This window comes from Cysteiniphilum litorale, from assembly GCF_003428165.1.
Classification (GTDB): domain Bacteria; phylum Pseudomonadota; class Gammaproteobacteria; order Francisellales; family Francisellaceae; genus Caedibacter; species Caedibacter litoralis.
In genome coordinates this window covers 92208-109614 of the sequence record NZ_QLIQ01000005.1, presented here as the reverse complement: position 1 = coordinate 109614, position 17407 = coordinate 92208, and the positions used below count along the sequence as shown (strand labels likewise).

Annotated in this window: 13 protein-coding genes; 4 read left to right on the top strand and 9 right to left on the bottom strand. The window is 36.5% G+C overall.

The annotated features are described in order from the left end of the window. The coding region (locus tag DNJ75_RS03835; protein ID WP_157968192.1) for a hypothetical protein at positions 1 to 250 on the bottom strand (250 nt) is incomplete at its 3' end. A 275-nt stretch (positions 251 to 525) separates the two neighbouring features. Here DNJ75_RS03835 and DNJ75_RS03825 point away from each other — a divergent pair. The 4 genes from DNJ75_RS03825 to DNJ75_RS03810 are packed head-to-tail and all read left to right on the top strand — an operon-like array spanning position 526 to position 6368. Further along, complete coding sequence (locus tag DNJ75_RS03825) at positions 526 to 1881, top strand: hypothetical protein (protein ID WP_117001863.1); 1356 nt, start codon at positions 526 to 528, stop codon at positions 1879 to 1881. 4 nt (positions 1882 to 1885) lie between these two features. Next, positions 1886 to 3586 carry a hypothetical protein gene (locus DNJ75_RS03820; protein ID WP_117001862.1) on the top strand — a complete coding sequence of 567 codons (1701 nt, stop codon included), beginning with the start codon at positions 1886 to 1888 and terminating at the stop codon, positions 3584 to 3586. Beyond that, the gene (locus tag DNJ75_RS03815; protein ID WP_117001861.1) at positions 3587 to 5254 is read left to right on the top strand and encodes a DNA repair helicase XPB; all 1668 of its coding nucleotides are present in this window, start codon (positions 3587 to 3589) and stop codon (positions 5252 to 5254) included. 43 nt (positions 5255 to 5297) lie between these two features. Continuing rightward, positions 5298 to 6368 (top strand): PDDEXK nuclease domain-containing protein, encoded by a 1071-nt coding sequence (locus tag DNJ75_RS03810; protein ID WP_117001860.1) that lies wholly within the window; start codon positions 5298 to 5300, stop codon positions 6366 to 6368. A 442-nt stretch (positions 6369 to 6810) separates the two neighbouring features. On the opposite strand, the gene DNJ75_RS03805 is transcribed toward DNJ75_RS03810, so the two are convergent. The 8 genes from DNJ75_RS03805 to DNJ75_RS03770 form a co-directional block, all read right to left on the bottom strand. Then, positions 6811 to 7020 carry a hypothetical protein gene (locus tag DNJ75_RS03805; RefSeq protein WP_117001859.1) on the bottom strand — a complete coding sequence of 70 codons (210 nt, stop codon included), beginning with the start codon at positions 7018 to 7020 and terminating at the stop codon, positions 6811 to 6813. Between the two features lie 254 nt (positions 7021 to 7274). Next, the gene (locus DNJ75_RS03800; RefSeq protein WP_170137187.1) at positions 7275 to 9359 is read right to left on the bottom strand and encodes a peptidase domain-containing ABC transporter; all 2085 of its coding nucleotides are present in this window, start codon (positions 9357 to 9359) and stop codon (positions 7275 to 7277) included. Further along, positions 9356 to 10372: an HlyD family secretion protein gene (locus tag DNJ75_RS03795; protein ID WP_117001857.1), complete on the bottom strand. Its 1017-nt coding sequence runs from the start codon at positions 10370 to 10372 to the stop codon at positions 9356 to 9358. Before DNJ75_RS03795 ends, DNJ75_RS03800 begins: the two co-directional genes overlap by 4 nt. Before the next feature lie 90 nt (positions 10373 to 10462). After that, positions 10463 to 10756: a hypothetical protein gene (locus tag DNJ75_RS03790; protein WP_117001856.1), complete on the bottom strand. Its 294-nt coding sequence runs from the start codon at positions 10754 to 10756 to the stop codon at positions 10463 to 10465. A gap of 222 nt (positions 10757 to 10978) precedes the next feature. Continuing rightward, positions 10979 to 11761 carry a helix-turn-helix transcriptional regulator gene (locus DNJ75_RS03785; protein ID WP_170137186.1) on the bottom strand — a complete coding sequence of 261 codons (783 nt, stop codon included), beginning with the start codon at positions 11759 to 11761 and terminating at the stop codon, positions 10979 to 10981. A gap of 298 nt (positions 11762 to 12059) precedes the next feature. Next, positions 12060 to 13196, bottom strand: coding sequence for an SGNH/GDSL hydrolase family protein (locus DNJ75_RS03780; protein WP_157968190.1), 1137 nt, complete (start codon positions 13194 to 13196; stop codon positions 12060 to 12062). Positions 13197 to 13550: 354 nt separating this feature from the next. Then, the gene (locus DNJ75_RS03775) at positions 13551 to 14156 is read right to left on the bottom strand and encodes a helix-turn-helix domain-containing protein (RefSeq protein WP_117001853.1); all 606 of its coding nucleotides are present in this window, start codon (positions 14154 to 14156) and stop codon (positions 13551 to 13553) included. Between the two features lie 153 nt (positions 14157 to 14309). Continuing rightward, on the bottom strand, positions 14310 to 17366 hold the full coding sequence (locus DNJ75_RS03770) for a WD40 repeat domain-containing protein (RefSeq protein ID WP_117001852.1): 3057 nt from the start codon (positions 17364 to 17366) through the stop codon (positions 14310 to 14312). Positions 17367 to 17407 lie beyond the last annotated feature (41 nt).

Here is a 17407-nt window from a genome sequence, read left to right as displayed (position 1 = left end):
CTACTTTAAGCTCAATATCTTTATGATAGCCAGATTCAGCTTTAAGCATCTCTATCCAATCAACAATAGCTTCATGCAAAGCCATTGTTTCTTTCGCCTCAGCCAGACTACTTAATCCTACTTTGATAGCGCAACGCTCAATATAAATATTGGCATCATTTGGTTTTGAGAATTTGCAGTTGAGATGACACAGCCAGGCTTTAATTTTCCCTGACTTATTACGCGTCTTTGCTTTCTTCTTGGTTGCCAAAAATATTAACCTAATTAACCTACAAAGCTATATTATATATGACTTTGACCAAAATGAGTATGCTTAATCCTTTTTGCTAAAAGATCATTGATGGCTAACACACTCATTTCCTGTTTTGCGACCACGATCGTGGTTAAAAAACGGAAGATAAACGGAAAATACATAATTATAGAGTCATTGAAACTAGGTGTGTCAAATTGTCAATTAAGTGCTTTAAAATTGACGTCTATAGGCAGATTTCGATATGATGAAGTTATTTGGCAAAGGATAAATAAATGATCACAGATTATTTAAATGCGACAGATATGAAGCATATTTGTCAGGCAAGACAGTTTGACGCTAAATGTGCAAAATCAAAAGATGTATTTGAAACCAGTTTTTCTTCAACGCAAGGTTTACCTGATGCGATTGAGTCTCTAACTGATCGTGAGCGCATATTCCTTTCGTATATAGGGGACAAGACAGTCGATGTCAGCTTTTTTGCTCCTTTATATCCTGAGGATGTCGGCAGATATGGTACGTATACGCAAAGCTATGGTGCGTTATTTAAAAAAGTATGGGCAAACCTCGTACGTAAAGGGTTGCTATCTGTTACTCAGCGTTATGCAGATACCAATTTAGAGCGGTGGCGTTTTGAAGTTCCAAGCCTTTACTATTCTTTTATTCCAGCGCCATTTAAAACATTAACTGAAATAAATGAAACACCATTACCTGCCGATACTGCTTTACGTGGACATATTACGGCAATGGCAGTTACACAGGGGAGTGCTCCCAAACTTAGCACCTATAGCTTGAGAGTAAGTGATAATACCCTTAAAATTGGTAAAGAATGTTTTAGTTTAGACTTGCTTAATAAATGGCAGCGCCGGCAGATGAATCAGATATGCTATCCTCAGTTTCATCATCGCCTTAATTTTGAACCCAAACTTGATGTCATGTTTGATGTCCTTAATACTGCTTTAGCGCAACTCAAACCAGGTCAATTTTTTAGTGAACGGGATATTAGCCCATTGATTCATTTTTTACCAGATCCCAAAAGAGAGCTTAAGACGGCAAATGTATGCCAAGCTGCTGCCGATTTTGGACTGTTTAGTAAAATATATCATAATAATAAAGTGTATTATGGGCGTGGTTATGATGTTGTCTATGCCAACACTCCAGACGAGTATTTGATGCTTGAGAAAGATGCTTTTATTGTTGATATGACTAAAGTGCCGTATCACACTCTGGAGACACTGACATCGATCTGTCATTTTAAAGTACAAAAAGCAAAGGGTAATCAGACACGTAAGATAATGGTTGTCCCTGATATGCTACGTTTGGCAAAGCAGGATTTATCTTTGCTTGAATCACCACTTGTACAGTGGATGTGTAACCAATCTCCTTCGCTTAAGCAGTCATTTGATCGGATCATGGAGAAGCATGGCAAAATACTACTACATAAAAATTTGCTGATTGCCAAGGTATCGGACTTGAGATTAAAAGCCCAGTGCATCAAGGCATTTGAATATGATGATCAGGTTAAATTTTTAGCTAATGACTATATGGTATTCCCGAAGAATAAATTACCTGTGGTGCAAAAGTTTGTTGAAAAAGCAGGCTATGCCGTAAAAGAACAAAGCGGAAATTAATCTTATGACAGTGACTAGTGATATTCAAACAAACATCGACATTAATCCAGATCAATATAAACACATTATTCCTGATACCCGTATTTTATTATGGTTGCATGCTTATATGGATTACCTTTGCTTAAGAGAAGTTAAAAGAAGTTATCGAGGCAATCATATTCCCGATGCTGATTATAAGAGAATATGTAAAAGCATTAATCAGGAAGATAGCGAAAATAATAGACGATATATTGATGAAGCAGATCGTATTGCTTATGCGATGCATTGGATTCAATATGATAAGCGCGGTTCTTATGGTTATACTTCAGATGAAAGACTCTATAAAAACAATATCATTAAAGTCTCAAAAGAGGACTATCAAGATTATCTGAATATAACGAATGAAGATAAACGTTATAAAGCCCTTGTAAAGAGACTTTGCATATCTGTGGTGCCAGAGAGCAATGAGTTATTTCAGTCTGAGGGTTATGGTGCAGGCATATTAAACAAGTTCCCATTGGAGTATTATTACGCCAAAGACGTGGTGAGTCAGATTAATTTTGAAGCGGCGCGTTTAGCGATTATTGATGCATTAGCTACGCTTAAACCAGAGGTATGGTACTCTGTCGATACACTGGTTGATTACTTACATAAGCACCATTGTTACGCATTGATTCCAGAAAAGATGAAGCCATCAAGGCATTCTTATGGGAAAGCTAATAGATATGCTCATTTCAATGAGCATCCATCGACAGACAAATATAAAACGACAACCATTGATCAAAGTATGACCGATGCTTTTAAGCGTGTCGAAGGACGCTTTGTTGAGCGATTCTTAGAAACACTTCCTTACAGCTTAGGGTGGGTAGAGCTAGCTTATGACAAAGAATATCATAGCGATGTCAGCCCATCTTTAGGGCATTTAAAAGCATTCAAGGTGACGCAGTTATTTTATCTATTGTATGTTAACCCTATCCCAGCGCCAACTGTGAAGGTTTTACCCAATTATGAAATTACAGTTGAATCGCTCATTTATCCAGTAGGGCTTATGCATCAGCTCATGAAGCTTGGCGAGTTCAGTAATCATGGAGCAATATCACAAGTTAAAATCGATAAGAATAATATTATTCAATTAGCAGCAAATGAGCCTAATCTTGATGTGATCAAACTGTTAAAACAATTAAGTGTTCAAGGATTGCCACAAAACGTTGAAACAGACATGCAAGAGTGGTGCCATCAAGGAGATGCCTTTAAGCTCTACACCAATAGCGTGCTATTAGAATCACAATATACCCATGATTTTCTTACTGAGCATATGACCGCCACAGTCGATAAAAATACCTTTATTATTGGTGATTATCAGACAGTTATTGACAAGCTTGATGCGCATGAAGATGTTTCTCTTGTCATTGAGCATAATGATGACAAATTTAAGATGTTACCTAAATCCTATGCAACTTCCTTACCAAAAGATGGCGTAAAGAAAGCAAAAAAATCTCAGCCTAAACGGAAAGTTAAACTAAAAAAACAAACGATGCTTTCTTATGACTTTGCGGATGAGGAAGCATTTAATTTGATTAAAGATGATTTGATTGCCAAGCACATTATTATTGGTGTTAATGAGTCCAACAGAACAATCAGTTTAAGCAAAAATTATGAGCAAGCGTTTAAACAATCATTAAAAGCAGCTGAAAACTATCAGTTTGCCGTAGAAGAGGAAAAATAATTGAATCCTTTAGCCCCTTTAATTGTCCAAAGTGATCATACACTTTTATTAGAAGTGCAAAATCCAGAGTATACCGTATGTCGTGATTTTTTGGTGAGCTTTGCTGAATTGGTTAAGTCACCAGAGTTTATGCATACCTATCGAACGACACCTCTATCACTATGGAATGCCGCAGCATTAGGTATTGAGATTGAGTCTATTCTCGACAATATGGCTAAATTCTCTAAGTATCCTTTACCTGCTCCAGTCATCCAATCAATGACCGATTGGTATCAGCAGTATGGTAAGTTAGTGCTTGAGAAGTCAGATGACGAAGAATATCTGCTGTTATCGGTAACAGATGAGTATATCTTCGATAAAATAACCCATGATGATGCGTTAAAAACTTTCTGGTATGAATATGATACTACCGAAAAAGCACTGGTTGTGAGGGCTTCTGATAGAGGGAATGTTAAGCATGCACTAATTAAGGCTGGCTATCCTGTGAATGACCTTTGTGGCTATATTAAAGGTGAACAGCTTGAGATCATATTGCGTGATGTGACGTTGGAGCATCAAAAATTTAGCTTACGGGATTATCAGCTTGATGCTATAGATGCTTTTTATCAAAATGGACGTAATGCTGGTGGTAATGGCATTATCGTTCTACCTTGTGGCTCAGGCAAAACCATTATTGGCGTTGGCACGATGGCGTGTATTTCCAATCATACGTTAATTGTGACGACTAATACCACTTCAGTTCATCAATGGCGCCATGAAATCCTACAAAAAACGCACTTAACTGAGGATCATGTTGGTGAGTATATTGGCGGACATAAAGAGATTAAACCAATCACTATTACCACTTATCAGATGTTGACGTACCGCGCATCGAAATATGATCCCATGCATAATATGAAAGTGTTTACACAGAGGAATTGGGGATTAATTATTTATGATGAAGTCCATACGTTGCCTGCACCAGTATTTCGTGCGACTACAGCTATTCAGGCTAAAAGAAGACTGGGGCTAACGGCGACACTGGTTCGTGAAGATGGTCTTGAGGACGATGTTTTTGCGCTGATTGGTCCTAAGCGTTATGACGTGCCCTGGAAAGTATTGGAAGCACGTGGTTATATTGCCGAAGCACATTGTATTGAGTATCGTGTGCCATTTTGTAAAACCCTTGAGAAAGAATATGCTTTTTCGGACAAGCGCAGCCGCTATCGCATCGCAGCTGAAAATAAACATAAAATCACTTTGGTAAAGGATTTATTGAAGAAACACGCCAAGGACCAGGTGCTTATTATTGGCCAGTATATTTCGCAATTGGATACGATTAAAAAGGCACTTAATGTTGAGATTATCACAGGGAAAACGAGTCAACAGCGCAGAGAGGTACTATATCAGCAGTTTAAAAGTGGTGAGCTATCTGTTTTATTGGTTTCTAAAGTGGCTAATTTTGCTGTTGATTTACCTGATGCAAATGTCTTAATACAAGTATCAGGTACCTATGGCTCACGTCAAGAAGAAGCGCAACGGTTAGGTCGCATTTTACGACCAAAGACTAAACCTTCGCATTTTTATACCTTGGTGACAAAAAATAGTGATGAGCAAGACTTCAGTCAAAATCGTCAGATGTTTTTGGTGGAACAAGGATATCAATATAACATCCGTTATTATGAATAATAGTTGATACTATATCATCTAATGAAATGGAGTAATGAATGTAATGAATAATGACGTTGTTAACATAGAAGCGTTATACGATCAAATTGCAGAACACATTAAAAAAGCTAGATCGAATGTTTTAAGAGCAGTTAATCATGAACAGGTTATTGCTTATTGGCACATAGGTAAGCATATCGTTATGGAGGAGCAAAAAGGTCAAGATCGCCAACAATATGGGACTTACCTAATAAAGCAGTTGTCAGAGAAATTGACCCATCACTTTGGTCGAGGGTTTAGTGTTTCCAATCTTAAATATATTCGTCAGTTTTATTTAACCTATCACAATCGAATTAGTCACGAGGCTCGTGACCAATCTCAATATATTGAATTTAATCCAAATTTAAGTTGGACACACTATCGGTTGCTTATGTCTGAAAGCCGTCCATCAGTCAGAGATTTTTATGAGATTGAAGCAGCTAAAAATCATTGGTCAACACCTCAATTAGAGCGCCAGATGACAAGCTTCTTATATGAGCGACTTGCTGCCAGTAAAGATGAAAAAGGATTAATACAACTTGCTAATCAAGGGCAAGTTATTGAAACACCAGAAGATGCACTTAAGAGTCCGGTAGTGTTGGATTTTTTAGGATATAAAGAACATCATCAATATACTGAATCTGATTTAGAGTCAGCTATTTTAGATCATTTGCAGGAGTTTTTGCTTGAAATGGGCAAAGGCTTTGCTTTCGTTAGTAGGCAAAAGCGCATCACAATGGATGGCGAATACTTTCGACCTGATTTGGTGTTTTACCACACTATCTTGAAAGCCTATTGCATTATTGACATCAAGGCGGGTAAGCGTATTAATCATGGCGATGTTGGTCAAATGATGATGTATGTTAACTATTATGACCGAGAGATCAAGCAGTCAGATGATAACCCGATCATAGGTTTGCTACTGTGTGCTGGAGAAAATGAGGCAGCAGTCAAATACACTTTGCCAGAGGATAATAAACAGATATTTGCACGTAAATATCAATTTCACCTTCCCACACAAGAGGAGTTAAAGGTTGAGATACAACGTGAATATCAGGAAATGAAAAAGCTGCTTAATCAAGATGATAAAAAATAACTTGTAAGTTTCATTTTGCATATTTTGGCTATGAGTGTGATCAATGTGTTTACGACCTTCACAGCAAACGATTAGTCGAGATATGCTGCTTCCTGTTATCTGAGTCTTTTGAACTGTCCTATTTTCCTTAGCTTCTTTAGTTTCTTCACTCTTTTTGCCTGTATTGCTTTTTTCCATCTTTTTGTCATTCTTTACCTTTTCCCAATAAATTTTATTTCCTGCATATTGAACCCATCGATTTAGCTTAACGAGTTTTTTAATTCCCGTGAGGTCTAAAGTATCGAAAAAACACGACTAAATATTTACGTCAAATGTATCGAATTGCTGTAAAACGCTTTAACAATAAAGAACTAGTCGAGCTTATTCCCCTAAAACGGGCTATGGGTGAGTAGACCGACCAAATTGCTTCAGTCAGCCCCTCCGTAGAACCGGACTTGCGGAACTACCGCAATTTACTACCCAAAGTGTTCTTGTGTGTCAATGTATTATGAAATTCACGGCTTTTAAAATTTAGTGTTGGCGATAGATTCTTGAACTCACTGCCTGATCTTGTGTTTATTTCATTAATAACTGCTGTTTTCTGATTGCATGCAAACATATCCTCCACACAAGCGATGACTTGCTGTTGTGATATTATTGTAGTTGTTCCCATAGTAGCTTCCCCCTATTGAGTAATAGTGTTGTTTATCCTAAAAAACACTGTACGTAATTTAACTTTTTTATTTTATCCTTAAGCAAAAAAATATGGTTAAAATGGTTGTGATCAAGATAATATGTTTTTGATCTTAGTCACAAGTGCTTAAGTTAGATACAGCGTAAAGACTTTACAGGCATTAGACAATAGTTATGTTTAAAATCAAGCAGATTGCTTATAATTTGTTTGCTTAAACAGGGATTAAACCTTGTTTATGTTGGTTGTAACTTTCCTAGATCAATCACTCGATCCGCCATATTGATGGTTTCTTTTCTATGTGCAATCATAACAACAGTAATGCCTAGATGTTTTATATTCTGATTAATATAAGATTCATTTGTTGCATCAAGATGACTAGACGCTTCATCTAAGAATAGAATTTTTGGTTTGGCATACAATGCCCTTGCAAGCAGCAATCTTTGCTTTTGCCCACCCGATAAAATGTTCCCCATATCTCCAATAAGCGTTTGATAACCCATCGGCATCTGTATAATTTCCTCATGGATACAAGCAAATTGCGCGCACTTTTGTGCAAACTCAAGATCAGGCGTATTAGCAAAAAAGGTTATATTTTCAATGATACTTCCGCTAAGTAGTGCGTCATTTTGCATAACTGCAGAACTTTGCATTCTAAAATTCTTTAAGCCTATTTTATGAATATTTTTACCATCATAGAGTATTTCACCATTGGAGGGGCGTATGAGTTGCAACATTAATTTCATCAATGTGGTTTTACCCATTCCAGAAGCGCCAATAATTGCAACCACTTCTCCAGTGTGAATTTCAAAAGAAAGCTCATCAAATAATTTTCTCTCATAGCTAGAATAAGAGAAACTGAGATTTTTCACAGTGATATGTCCTTGCAATTGTGTATTTAAAATACTTGTCTTATCAATATCAACTTCTGCTTTTTCTAATGCTATATCAGATACTCTGTCTAAATGTAGATATATCATTCGATAGTCAAGTATTTTATCAATCAAGCTTTTTGCTCGTGCAATAAATTGTGTTCGATAAGAAATATAGGCAATAATCATACCAATAGAAAACGTATTATTCATAACAGAAATAGCACTAAGGTAAATGATGATGATATACTCTATACCACTTGCTAATTGACTAAATGAGCCATAATATAGTGATATCTTGGTGATCTGAATACCAGTGTTAACCGTATCTACATAACTGGTTTGCCATTGTGATTGTCGCTCAAGCTCCTTAGCAAATATCTTAACTGGTAAAATTGACCGAATAGACTCCATGAAAATAGAGCTTTGTTTTGCTGATAGATGCAAAGATTTTTCATTCATTCGCCGAAAATAAGGATACGATATCATCCTTAATATCACATACATTAACAATGCAATACAGACAATAGCAGTCAGCAATTTGCTATAAATAAACATAATAGCAAATGTACCAAGCACCATGATGGCATCTAGCAGTCCTTCGATAATATCTGTGCTTATTTTTGACTGAATTGTTTTCATTGATCCAAAACGTGAAATAATGTCACCTAAATGACGTTTTTCAAAGAATTGAATGGGTAGTTTCAGCAAGTGTTGAAATAAGTTACTACTTAATTGCAAGTTTAATCGTGCTGAAAGATATTGTACTGCAATGCTTCTGGCATATCCTGCGAAAACCTGCATGACTAATAATAAGAAAAAACCAATGCACAATAGTTCAAGCAACTGATAGTCTCTTGTAACCAATACATCATCCGTTACAAACTGTAGAAACAATGGCGATAATATCGCAAATATCTCAAGTGCTATTGATACAATGAAAACTTGAAATATAACGCCTGTTAGCCCAGGAAGCGCATTAAAAAAATGCTTTAATCTTAATTTACTTTCATCTAGAAGATTGAACTCGGTTTGCGGGGTTATCTCTAGAGCAACTCCTGTAAAATGTTGAGATGCCTCATCAAGATTCATATTAACAGCACCAACGGCAGGATCATGAATAAAAATCTTGTTTTTGGTTACTTTCTTTAACACAACAAAATGATTTAAATCCCAATGCAGAAGTGCAGGCTTACGCAATAACTTAAGCTCATTAATTTCACATTTCAATGGTCGAGCCATAAAGCCTATGCTCGCACTGATATCGATCAGATTTTGAAAGTTCAAGCCAGCAGATGAGCTATCAAAATTAGTTTTTAACCCCCTTAAATTAACTGGTTTTTTATGAAATTGCGCAATCATAGCAATACATGCCAAACCGCACTCAGCGGCCTCTGTTTGCAAAATCATAGGCAAAGAACGGCGTAAGCTAAAATTTAATATGCTCATGTTGTTAAACTTCCTCTTAGGCTGTAAATAGGATCCAAAATCCATCGTAAAATCGTGCGTTTTTCACCTATTATTTGTGCATCAAGCAACATCCCCGATTGAAGTAAATGTGGCTCGTTATAAACAGAGACATATTGCGAGCATAGTTTAGCAGTGACAAGATAAAATGGCTGATTTAATTTAATCGGTGCCGAGATTTGATCTGATGTCATAATCGTTTTGCCAACTTGTGTAATAACAGCATCATAAACACCAAATTGTTGATAAGGGTAAGCTTGATATTTTAATAATACTTTTTGACCAACATGCACAAAACCTGCTGCTTGTGATGTCACAAAAAGCTCAGCAGTTAAGTGACTATTTTCAGGAAGGATACTTAGCAGTGGCTTTTGTAAATTGACGCTATCACCAGGTAAAGCATTCAGAGAGGCAATAATTCCACTGCTTGGTGCGGTGATGGTGTATCCTTTGCTTCTTGATGTATCTATTTGTTGACGTTTTAACTGATCCAGCTCATTTTTTGCATCTAGTAGTTGAGTATATTTTTTTTGGTAGTCACTGAAAGAAATATAATTGTTATTCAATAGTGTTTGCATACGACCGAGTTCTGATTCAAGATTCTTCACAATGTTCTGTTGTAAATCAAGTTGATCTTTAATTTCTTTTTCAGAGGCTTGAGTTAAATCTACACCATCAATACCATTATTATTTGACTCTATAGTGAGTAATGGTTGATTTTTATTAACACTTTGCCCTTGGTTAACCATAATACTTTTGACTGTCCCTGTTGTATGAGGGTAAAGCAGTAGGATTCCTTTGTTAGGTTTTAAAAAGCCAACAACTTCTTGTTTTTTTGAGTATGCGCCTAAGCAAACAAAAAAAGCTAAGCCCACACCAATGAGAAAAAAAAAGCACAGCCAGAGTGTTAATGATATAGGAAGGATTTGTGTTGTTTTACCAAACGTTTTTTGTCGCTTAGCCTCGAGAGCTTCTTTGCGAAATAAGTCACTCATGGTTTATATAATAATCCAAAGATGTATACTCACCATAACCATAAGTTTATGCTATGGCTTGTGATGAGTATGGAAGAAACAAATTAAAAACTAAAAGGCACTGCCTGAGTTATTGCCATTGGTACTCGGTGTTTTAGGATTAGTGTTATTACCAAAAACAGAGTCATGTATTTCATGCGTTCCATCGGCTGCTTCTGAAATGCCACCATTGAATTCTTTTGCGGCAGTAGCTGCATCTTTACTATCACCAGTTATTGTATCCCAAAACCAAGTAACAGCACCATGAATAGCATGACCAGCACCATCAATCACTTTATTGCCACCATCAATAATACCAGCTCCACCGGCAACAGCTTGCAATTCAACAGTATTTAAATCTCTCATTTTAATCTCCTTTTTTTGATATTTAAATTTTATTACATATGATCGTTTTTAAACTAACGTCATAGTGCGCTAAATGTTGCGCATCGGTATAAAATCATATTTTGATCCATATATAGATAATAAATCGAATATCTTATCAAAACGCTGTGTTATATCTCGTTTAATGTGGATATTACAGGTATTTTCAGTGAGAAGAGGTCTATAAGTTTGCTTAAATTACTTTCAGCTCGACTGCAGTATTTGAAACTTTCTAGCATAATCATGTAGCTCATAACGATTGACTAACTTTAATTTCTTCCTGATATTTTGTGTATAATCTTCGATAGTTCTTACCGATACGTGCAGTTGCTTGGCTAATTCACTGGTCTTATTAATGCCAAGCGCTAATAACCTAAGTAAATTGAGTTCATTATTATTTAATTTATTCTCAGTATTTAGCAAATTGCTATTTTCAGATAATGATAGAGCATAATGGCTCAAATTAAGAGAATTAAGTTTATCTTTAGCAATAAAAAATGGCGTAAAATTTTCAAGCATAGTTGATTTTAAAATCGATATTACAGGCATAATTTTTTGGGGAATATTAATCAGGTTAACATAAAAGTGAATCAGGTCTTTCCAATCAGTGTAGTAGAATACAAAGCGATGCTTAACATATTCATAATTAAAAACAAAAGACATTGCAAAGCAAGGTGGCGTATCGCTATTTATTGGATTGAGTAGCGGTTTCCAAAGTTCACTTTGATCAGATAATGTAGCAATATCTGCTAATGATAATATTTTTGGTAAAAAATCAATATAGCTATTATTGTGATATGGATCTTGAAATCGATATAGCGTGTTTAAGTGCATTCTGTTGGCATAACGATGGTGATATAAAGGTAAGCACCATGCCCCAGCATCGCTGGTTGTAGAATAATCTATTCCAGCGCACTTTAGCACTTTAATGATTGGCTCAACATGGCCATATAGCCCCAGTGACTCAGCTATGCGACATAAGTTCATGATATAAATTCCCATATATACGGTTTGACACAGCACCATGCTTTATGGTGCAAATTTTTCATTAAGGATTACTCATCATCGAAAAGATTAAATTTTGAAATTTATTCAAATATACCCACTATATCTTATCATCTATTGGTTATATCCATCACAAATCACTTAACAACCAGACACTGCAAAATGGCTTATGACGAGTACAATCGACAGATTTGGCTATGATATCGTGCATTGTATAAATGGCAACTGCGTGGACTTAACTTTTATAATAATTTTATTTTTGCAAGTTTCAGCATTGATATTAACAAACCTCAATTTCATCTCTTGTTGTATGCGCTTTAATTCCTAGTTTCTCACGAATATATCGGTAAAGTAGATCATGTGCTGTTTGCGTGGGATGCATCTCGTCCCAAAATAAATGATGTTCAGGATAAGCACAAATTTCAGTTGTTGCGACGGTCACCCCTCCATTAATTACTGATTCTGTCGAATAGGTACTATAATTTCCATTCCAACAAGGTTCCATTAGGTTTTCAATTGCTAATCCATATCGTGCATTAATTTGACTCTGATCACTCACTAGTTCAGATAACATATCAAATATATCAATGTGGTGAAATTGGTAATCAGACGTGGCATGTTGTGCACGATACCGTTCAATCATACTCACGAGTTGGCGATTGTGTTCTTTAGTAACAGCGCTCATGCTTTGAGTTATATGAAGTTGCCGTGCTTTTGGTGTAAGTCCTAAGTCAGGCAATCCTAAAATCACAAAACGTGTCACTCCAGCACGTAGTAATCGATCGAGTCCTGCATTAATTATATTGATGGTTTCAATTGTGATCTCTTTTATTTGCTTGTCAGTATATTGCTGCATTGGATAGTCATTGGCACCAACCAAAACAAAAGCAATATGCCGATTGCGTATGCTTGGTTCATTGTTAAAAAGATATGTATCAATTTCAAAATCAAACGAATATGGAAGTCCATGCCATAAATGCCACCGTGCCGATGCTCCACCAACTGCATAATTTTCTGCGGCAATATCATGCATTTGCAAATCCTCAGCCAAACGCACTGTCCATGGACGCCCATTGGAGAAAGCACCGTTATAGTATGGTGGGGATTTGGGTAAACTTCCTAGTGTAAATTTGTGCAAAGTTCCCTTGTCACTGAGACTGTCTCCTAAAAATAAAACTTTATCCACGCTGTCGAATAATTTATTGTTATCAAGATCAATCGCCTCAGGGCAAAATAGTAAGGTAAATGATGGAAAAGGATTCCACCAATGCCAGCTAACGTAACTTTTTGGCTGTAACGCCACTCCAATTACGGAAAGCCAGTCAGCTCCAATATATCGATGATGAGGTTGTAAATGTAGTTGTCGCCAATGCTTATGAATACGAATCCACAGATGATACGGTTCTGCTTCAAACATGCCTATAGTTTTTGAAGAAAGAGTACCAACAGTATATCGCTTATACTTTGACACATGATCTGCGTGTTGTTTTATATTTATTGATATATCGGCTTGGCAACGGTTTTCAAGTACAATATAAAAATTCTCGTTAGCATTTATCGATGATATAAGAGAAGATATAATAAGACATATAACTCCACGCCAACATTTTTGTACTGTGAGCCTCCTCATGACCCTCTCATTCTTGTATCTTCCACAGACCCAAACCCAATCATAGGATATATTATAGAGATATATAAATAATCAAATTGTAGGAAAGCGTATCAAGTTGTTTTCTTGGCACATATTTGATTCCAGACAATTTGAATAACTTTATCCTTTTAGAGTATTAAGGTTTTGCTGCATAAATTTGATACTTGTATGATTAAGCCACTCCCCCAGAAAGTAATATCTGGATAACGTAACAATATCATATACTCCAAAGGTGCAAAACATATCTAAAATCATATTACGTATCGTTGATTCGGCTCTAAAAACACGTTGTGCTATATCCGTGTTCGTCATGCCAGAACATTTTAATGACAGTACATAAAAATTGAGTGCAGAAAGTTTAACCTCTTTTAAATAATTATTAATGATAATTTTTTTACCTGATACCTCAGTAGCGTTTTGCTCAAAAGGAAAATAAAATCCTCGAATATAGATATTATTGTGGTTGATATATTTCTTTGTGGTAATAATGGGCTTTACGCCATCATTAAATAATGCCATATCCTTTCGCACAGAGATACCTTTTGATAAAATGGCCTCCTGATTACCAAGGTCATACATTTGTTGAAAGGCCTTTTTTGATGGGATTTCGAGAGCAGTCTTACCAAGAAGGTCTTTTTCTTTCAATTTGATATCATCCATGAATCTTTGGTTCATACTGATTAGACGATATTCATTATCGAGTTCAAAGAAAGATATTTTGTCCATTTTTATTCCTGTATAGAGCTAGAGTTTAGGCGTTATATTATTCAATTACAGAATTTCTAACTCAACACGTATGAATACGTGATAATTTGCCCATATTACTGTCGCTTAAATCACCCATCACAAATGATCTTGTGATGAGGATTAGAAGAATTACTAACCTGCCGCAATAGGCTTAATTTGCATAATATTGCCATAAGCCAATGCATTGACATTACCATTAAGACTACCACCAACTGATTGCCACATGTCACTTTCACCATCCCATAGTGCAATACCTTGTGCGGAACTTTCCCCAGCATGTTTAAATTTACCGCCAACATACAATGATGCGGTATTGTTAAAATACTCGGGTGCAATGACGTCAACCTGCCCATCAACGCCACTACCCAATTGATGCCAAGCTTCATCTTGGATGACAGCAATATGATTGAGCTGCTCACCGCCTAGGTTTAAAAAGTCCCCTCCTACATAAACATCCTGATGGTGATCCCCTGCCAGTGCATATACATTACCTAAATTTGCAGCATCCTTTGTCATCGACTGTATTCCTGCAGAGCTGAGAGAGAATATATGGTTTGTATCTGCTGTATTATTAATGCCTGTAAACTCACCACCAATGATTGCATGCAGTTGATTATCTTTATTGCTACTAATAATCGCTTTTACTGATCCACCAGTTACTTTGACATCACCACCAAAATCAATAAACTTACCCTGAGCCCAAGTTGCTATGTTTTGTGCTACATGATCTCCAGATGACAATACAAATTTTCCGCCAATAAGAATATCATCATCTTGAGGGTGATCAGCAATATTTAGCTTACCTAGAGATGATATCGTATAAACTGGACCATTCAGACCATTTGCTAAAGGTATCCACTTGTTACTTTGCCACTGAGCAATATTGTTTAATTTCGTATTGTTGGAATCATTAAAGCTTCCTCCAACAAATAAACTACCATTTGGCGTAAAATCCATGGCAAAGACCTGTGCATCCTTAGCATTAGCACCTTTTAGACCACCATCTAGCGTTTGCCATTGATGCCCATCCCATTGACCAATTAGATTTGCTGGCACCTTACCCGCATTAAAATAATCAAATTTCCCACCAACATAAACGTTCCCATCTGCAGCAACTTTTACGGTATTAACGCTATTATCGACACCTTGCGCCAAAGGTTGCCAAGACTGCCCATCCCACATAGCAATATTATTTATAGCTTGTCTTCCTTGATCGGTTGCAGTAAATGCTCCGCCAACATATAAAACAGGCTTACTTTGTAGCGAAAAGGCAAACTTATCAGTTTTGGTTGTGATAGACAGTGTTTCACTATCAGAGTTTCCTACTTTAATCATAGGTGCCTCAGCATTGCTGTGCAGATATAGATAGCATGATTTACCTGCATTTAATTCATAGGTATTTTGATCCTTTGCATCACTGACGCAACTATTTGGGCACGTAATACTGGTGCACCATGGACCTTTATCCGTGTTGGCATTTTTGCCATTGTATATGCTAAATAGCTTCAAAGTCTGCGTCGTAAAATTGACATCTTTGTTACTATCATTCGCAAGCACTACCCTTTTTACCCCTTGATACATGTTATATGATGTATCAATATAAGCATGAACACCCGTCGTCGTTAATGTCGTTGTCGATTCTTTATCTAAATTATTTGCTGCTTTAATCGTAAAATTGTAAATAGCATTTTTAAGCGTGCTGTCTGCATTAAACACAATGCTGCAACTTTTTCCAGGAGAGACCAGATTCCCAGACAGGCAATTATCAGCATCTTTTGAGCTCACAATTGACAACCCTTTGGGTGATATTTTAGCAACTGGATCCGCTGTAATAAGATAATCACTCGCTTGTGTACTCGGCTGCCAAGCGAAAGCTCCGGTGTTGATCACAGTCATTTTTGTTTGCTCACTCCCTGTGGTTGGGATATTAATCATGGTTGAATGAGGTTTGATCGCTACTTTGCCAATGTTAATTGCTGTAGCCTTGCTAAAAGTGTAAGCATTCAGACCAAACGTAAATACAATTTTTCCTTGCCCAATGGCATCAGCACCTGCATCAATGGCTAATTCGCATTGACTATTTGCTTTAATCTCACTACCTTGTTGGCATGTTGAGCCCTTAGTATTAATAGTCACACCGTTTGGTAAAGTTGATTGTATCGTGCTTATTTTGATTGGTTGATTAGCACCATTCATAAGCTTAATTTGTTGCTCAGCGGGCTTATTAAAATCAATTTGATCACTCAAGTTTACAGGGTCGATACTGGCACTAATCTGTGGGTAAATAGCTTTGATATTTGCTGCAGTAATACTTATTTGATGGGTCGTTTGATTAGCATTTAGCGCTTGCAAATTTGCTTTCAATGCATCAATGGTTGCTTGATTAGCATCCAGTGCAAAACTAAAAGTCTGTGATTCACCAGGTGCAAGATTATTGACTCTTGTTAATTGCATATTTTTAGCCAATTTAACTAACCAGCTTGGCAAATGAACTTGCAAATCATTAATGGCTTGATGTTGATCTGTATTTTTTACGCTAAGACTAACGGTACTTCCTGGCACTATGGTTACTTGACCATTAATAGCTAACTGTGGGAATTGATACTTAGAATCATTAGCCAGATAATTAATTTTTACTGGAATCGAATAAGTTTGTTTATCTGTGACAATATCGATTTTGTCATTCAGTAGCTGAGGCTTTGCACTTGAAACATTAATACTTAATTCACACGCATGACCATCACTTACTGTCACATTACAATTACTTCCATCGGTTGTATTGCAACAGCTGTTTTGTTGATGTGCATTGGCAATCTTGTATTGCATTGAGCTGCTTTCGGGTAAATTGATGTGCTGAATATGAAGTGTTTGCGAAGCGTTCGCTAAAGCAAATTGTGTCTGTGTTTGACTATAATATGTATTGGATTTTGTATCATCATTATGAACAGTTAAATCTAATAATGCATCATTGCGTACAAGCGCAGTTTCTGGCAAAGAATTATCGATCGTAACCCCTACTTTTGGCGATGGAGGATTGGGGTTTGAGGAGTTAGATCCCGAACCTCCACCACCACACCCAGTTAAACTCAGCATGCCTATAGTCGCTAGAATACCCAAGGTTAATAACTTGTATTTAAATTTGGTATTTTGTTTGTCATTTCTTGTTATTATATCATTAGACTTTGTCATGTAATTGCTCTCCTAATAATTAGTGATTTGAAATCAGCAGA

Coding starts and splice junctions, on each gene's coding strand:
- DNJ75_RS03825 (WP_117001863.1), top strand. CDS start 526: ATGATCACAGATTATTTAAATGCGACAGATATGAAGCATATTTGTCAG.
- DNJ75_RS03820 (WP_117001862.1), top strand. CDS start 1,886: ATGACAGTGACTAGTGATATTCAAACAAACATCGACATTAATCCAGAT.
- DNJ75_RS03810 (WP_117001860.1), top strand. CDS start 5,298: ATGAATAATGACGTTGTTAACATAGAAGCGTTATACGATCAAATTGCA.
- DNJ75_RS03805 (WP_117001859.1), bottom strand. CDS start 7,020: ATGGGAACAACTACAATAATATCACAACAGCAAGTCATCGCTTGTGTG.
- DNJ75_RS03800 (WP_170137187.1), bottom strand. CDS start 9,359: ATGAGCATATTAAATTTTAGCTTACGCCGTTCTTTGCCTATGATTTTG.
- DNJ75_RS03795 (WP_117001857.1), bottom strand. CDS start 10,372: ATGAGTGACTTATTTCGCAAAGAAGCTCTCGAGGCTAAGCGACAAAAA.
- DNJ75_RS03790 (WP_117001856.1), bottom strand. CDS start 10,756: ATGAGAGATTTAAATACTGTTGAATTGCAAGCTGTTGCCGGTGGAGCT.
- DNJ75_RS03785 (WP_170137186.1), bottom strand. CDS start 11,761: ATGAACTTATGTCGCATAGCTGAGTCACTGGGGCTATATGGCCATGTT.
- DNJ75_RS03780 (WP_157968190.1), bottom strand. CDS start 13,196: ATGTTTGAAGCAGAACCGTATCATCTGTGGATTCGTATTCATAAGCAT.
- DNJ75_RS03775 (WP_117001853.1), bottom strand. CDS start 14,156: ATGGACAAAATATCTTTCTTTGAACTCGATAATGAATATCGTCTAATC.
- DNJ75_RS03770 (WP_117001852.1), bottom strand. CDS start 17,366: ATGACAAAGTCTAATGATATAATAACAAGAAATGACAAACAAAATACC.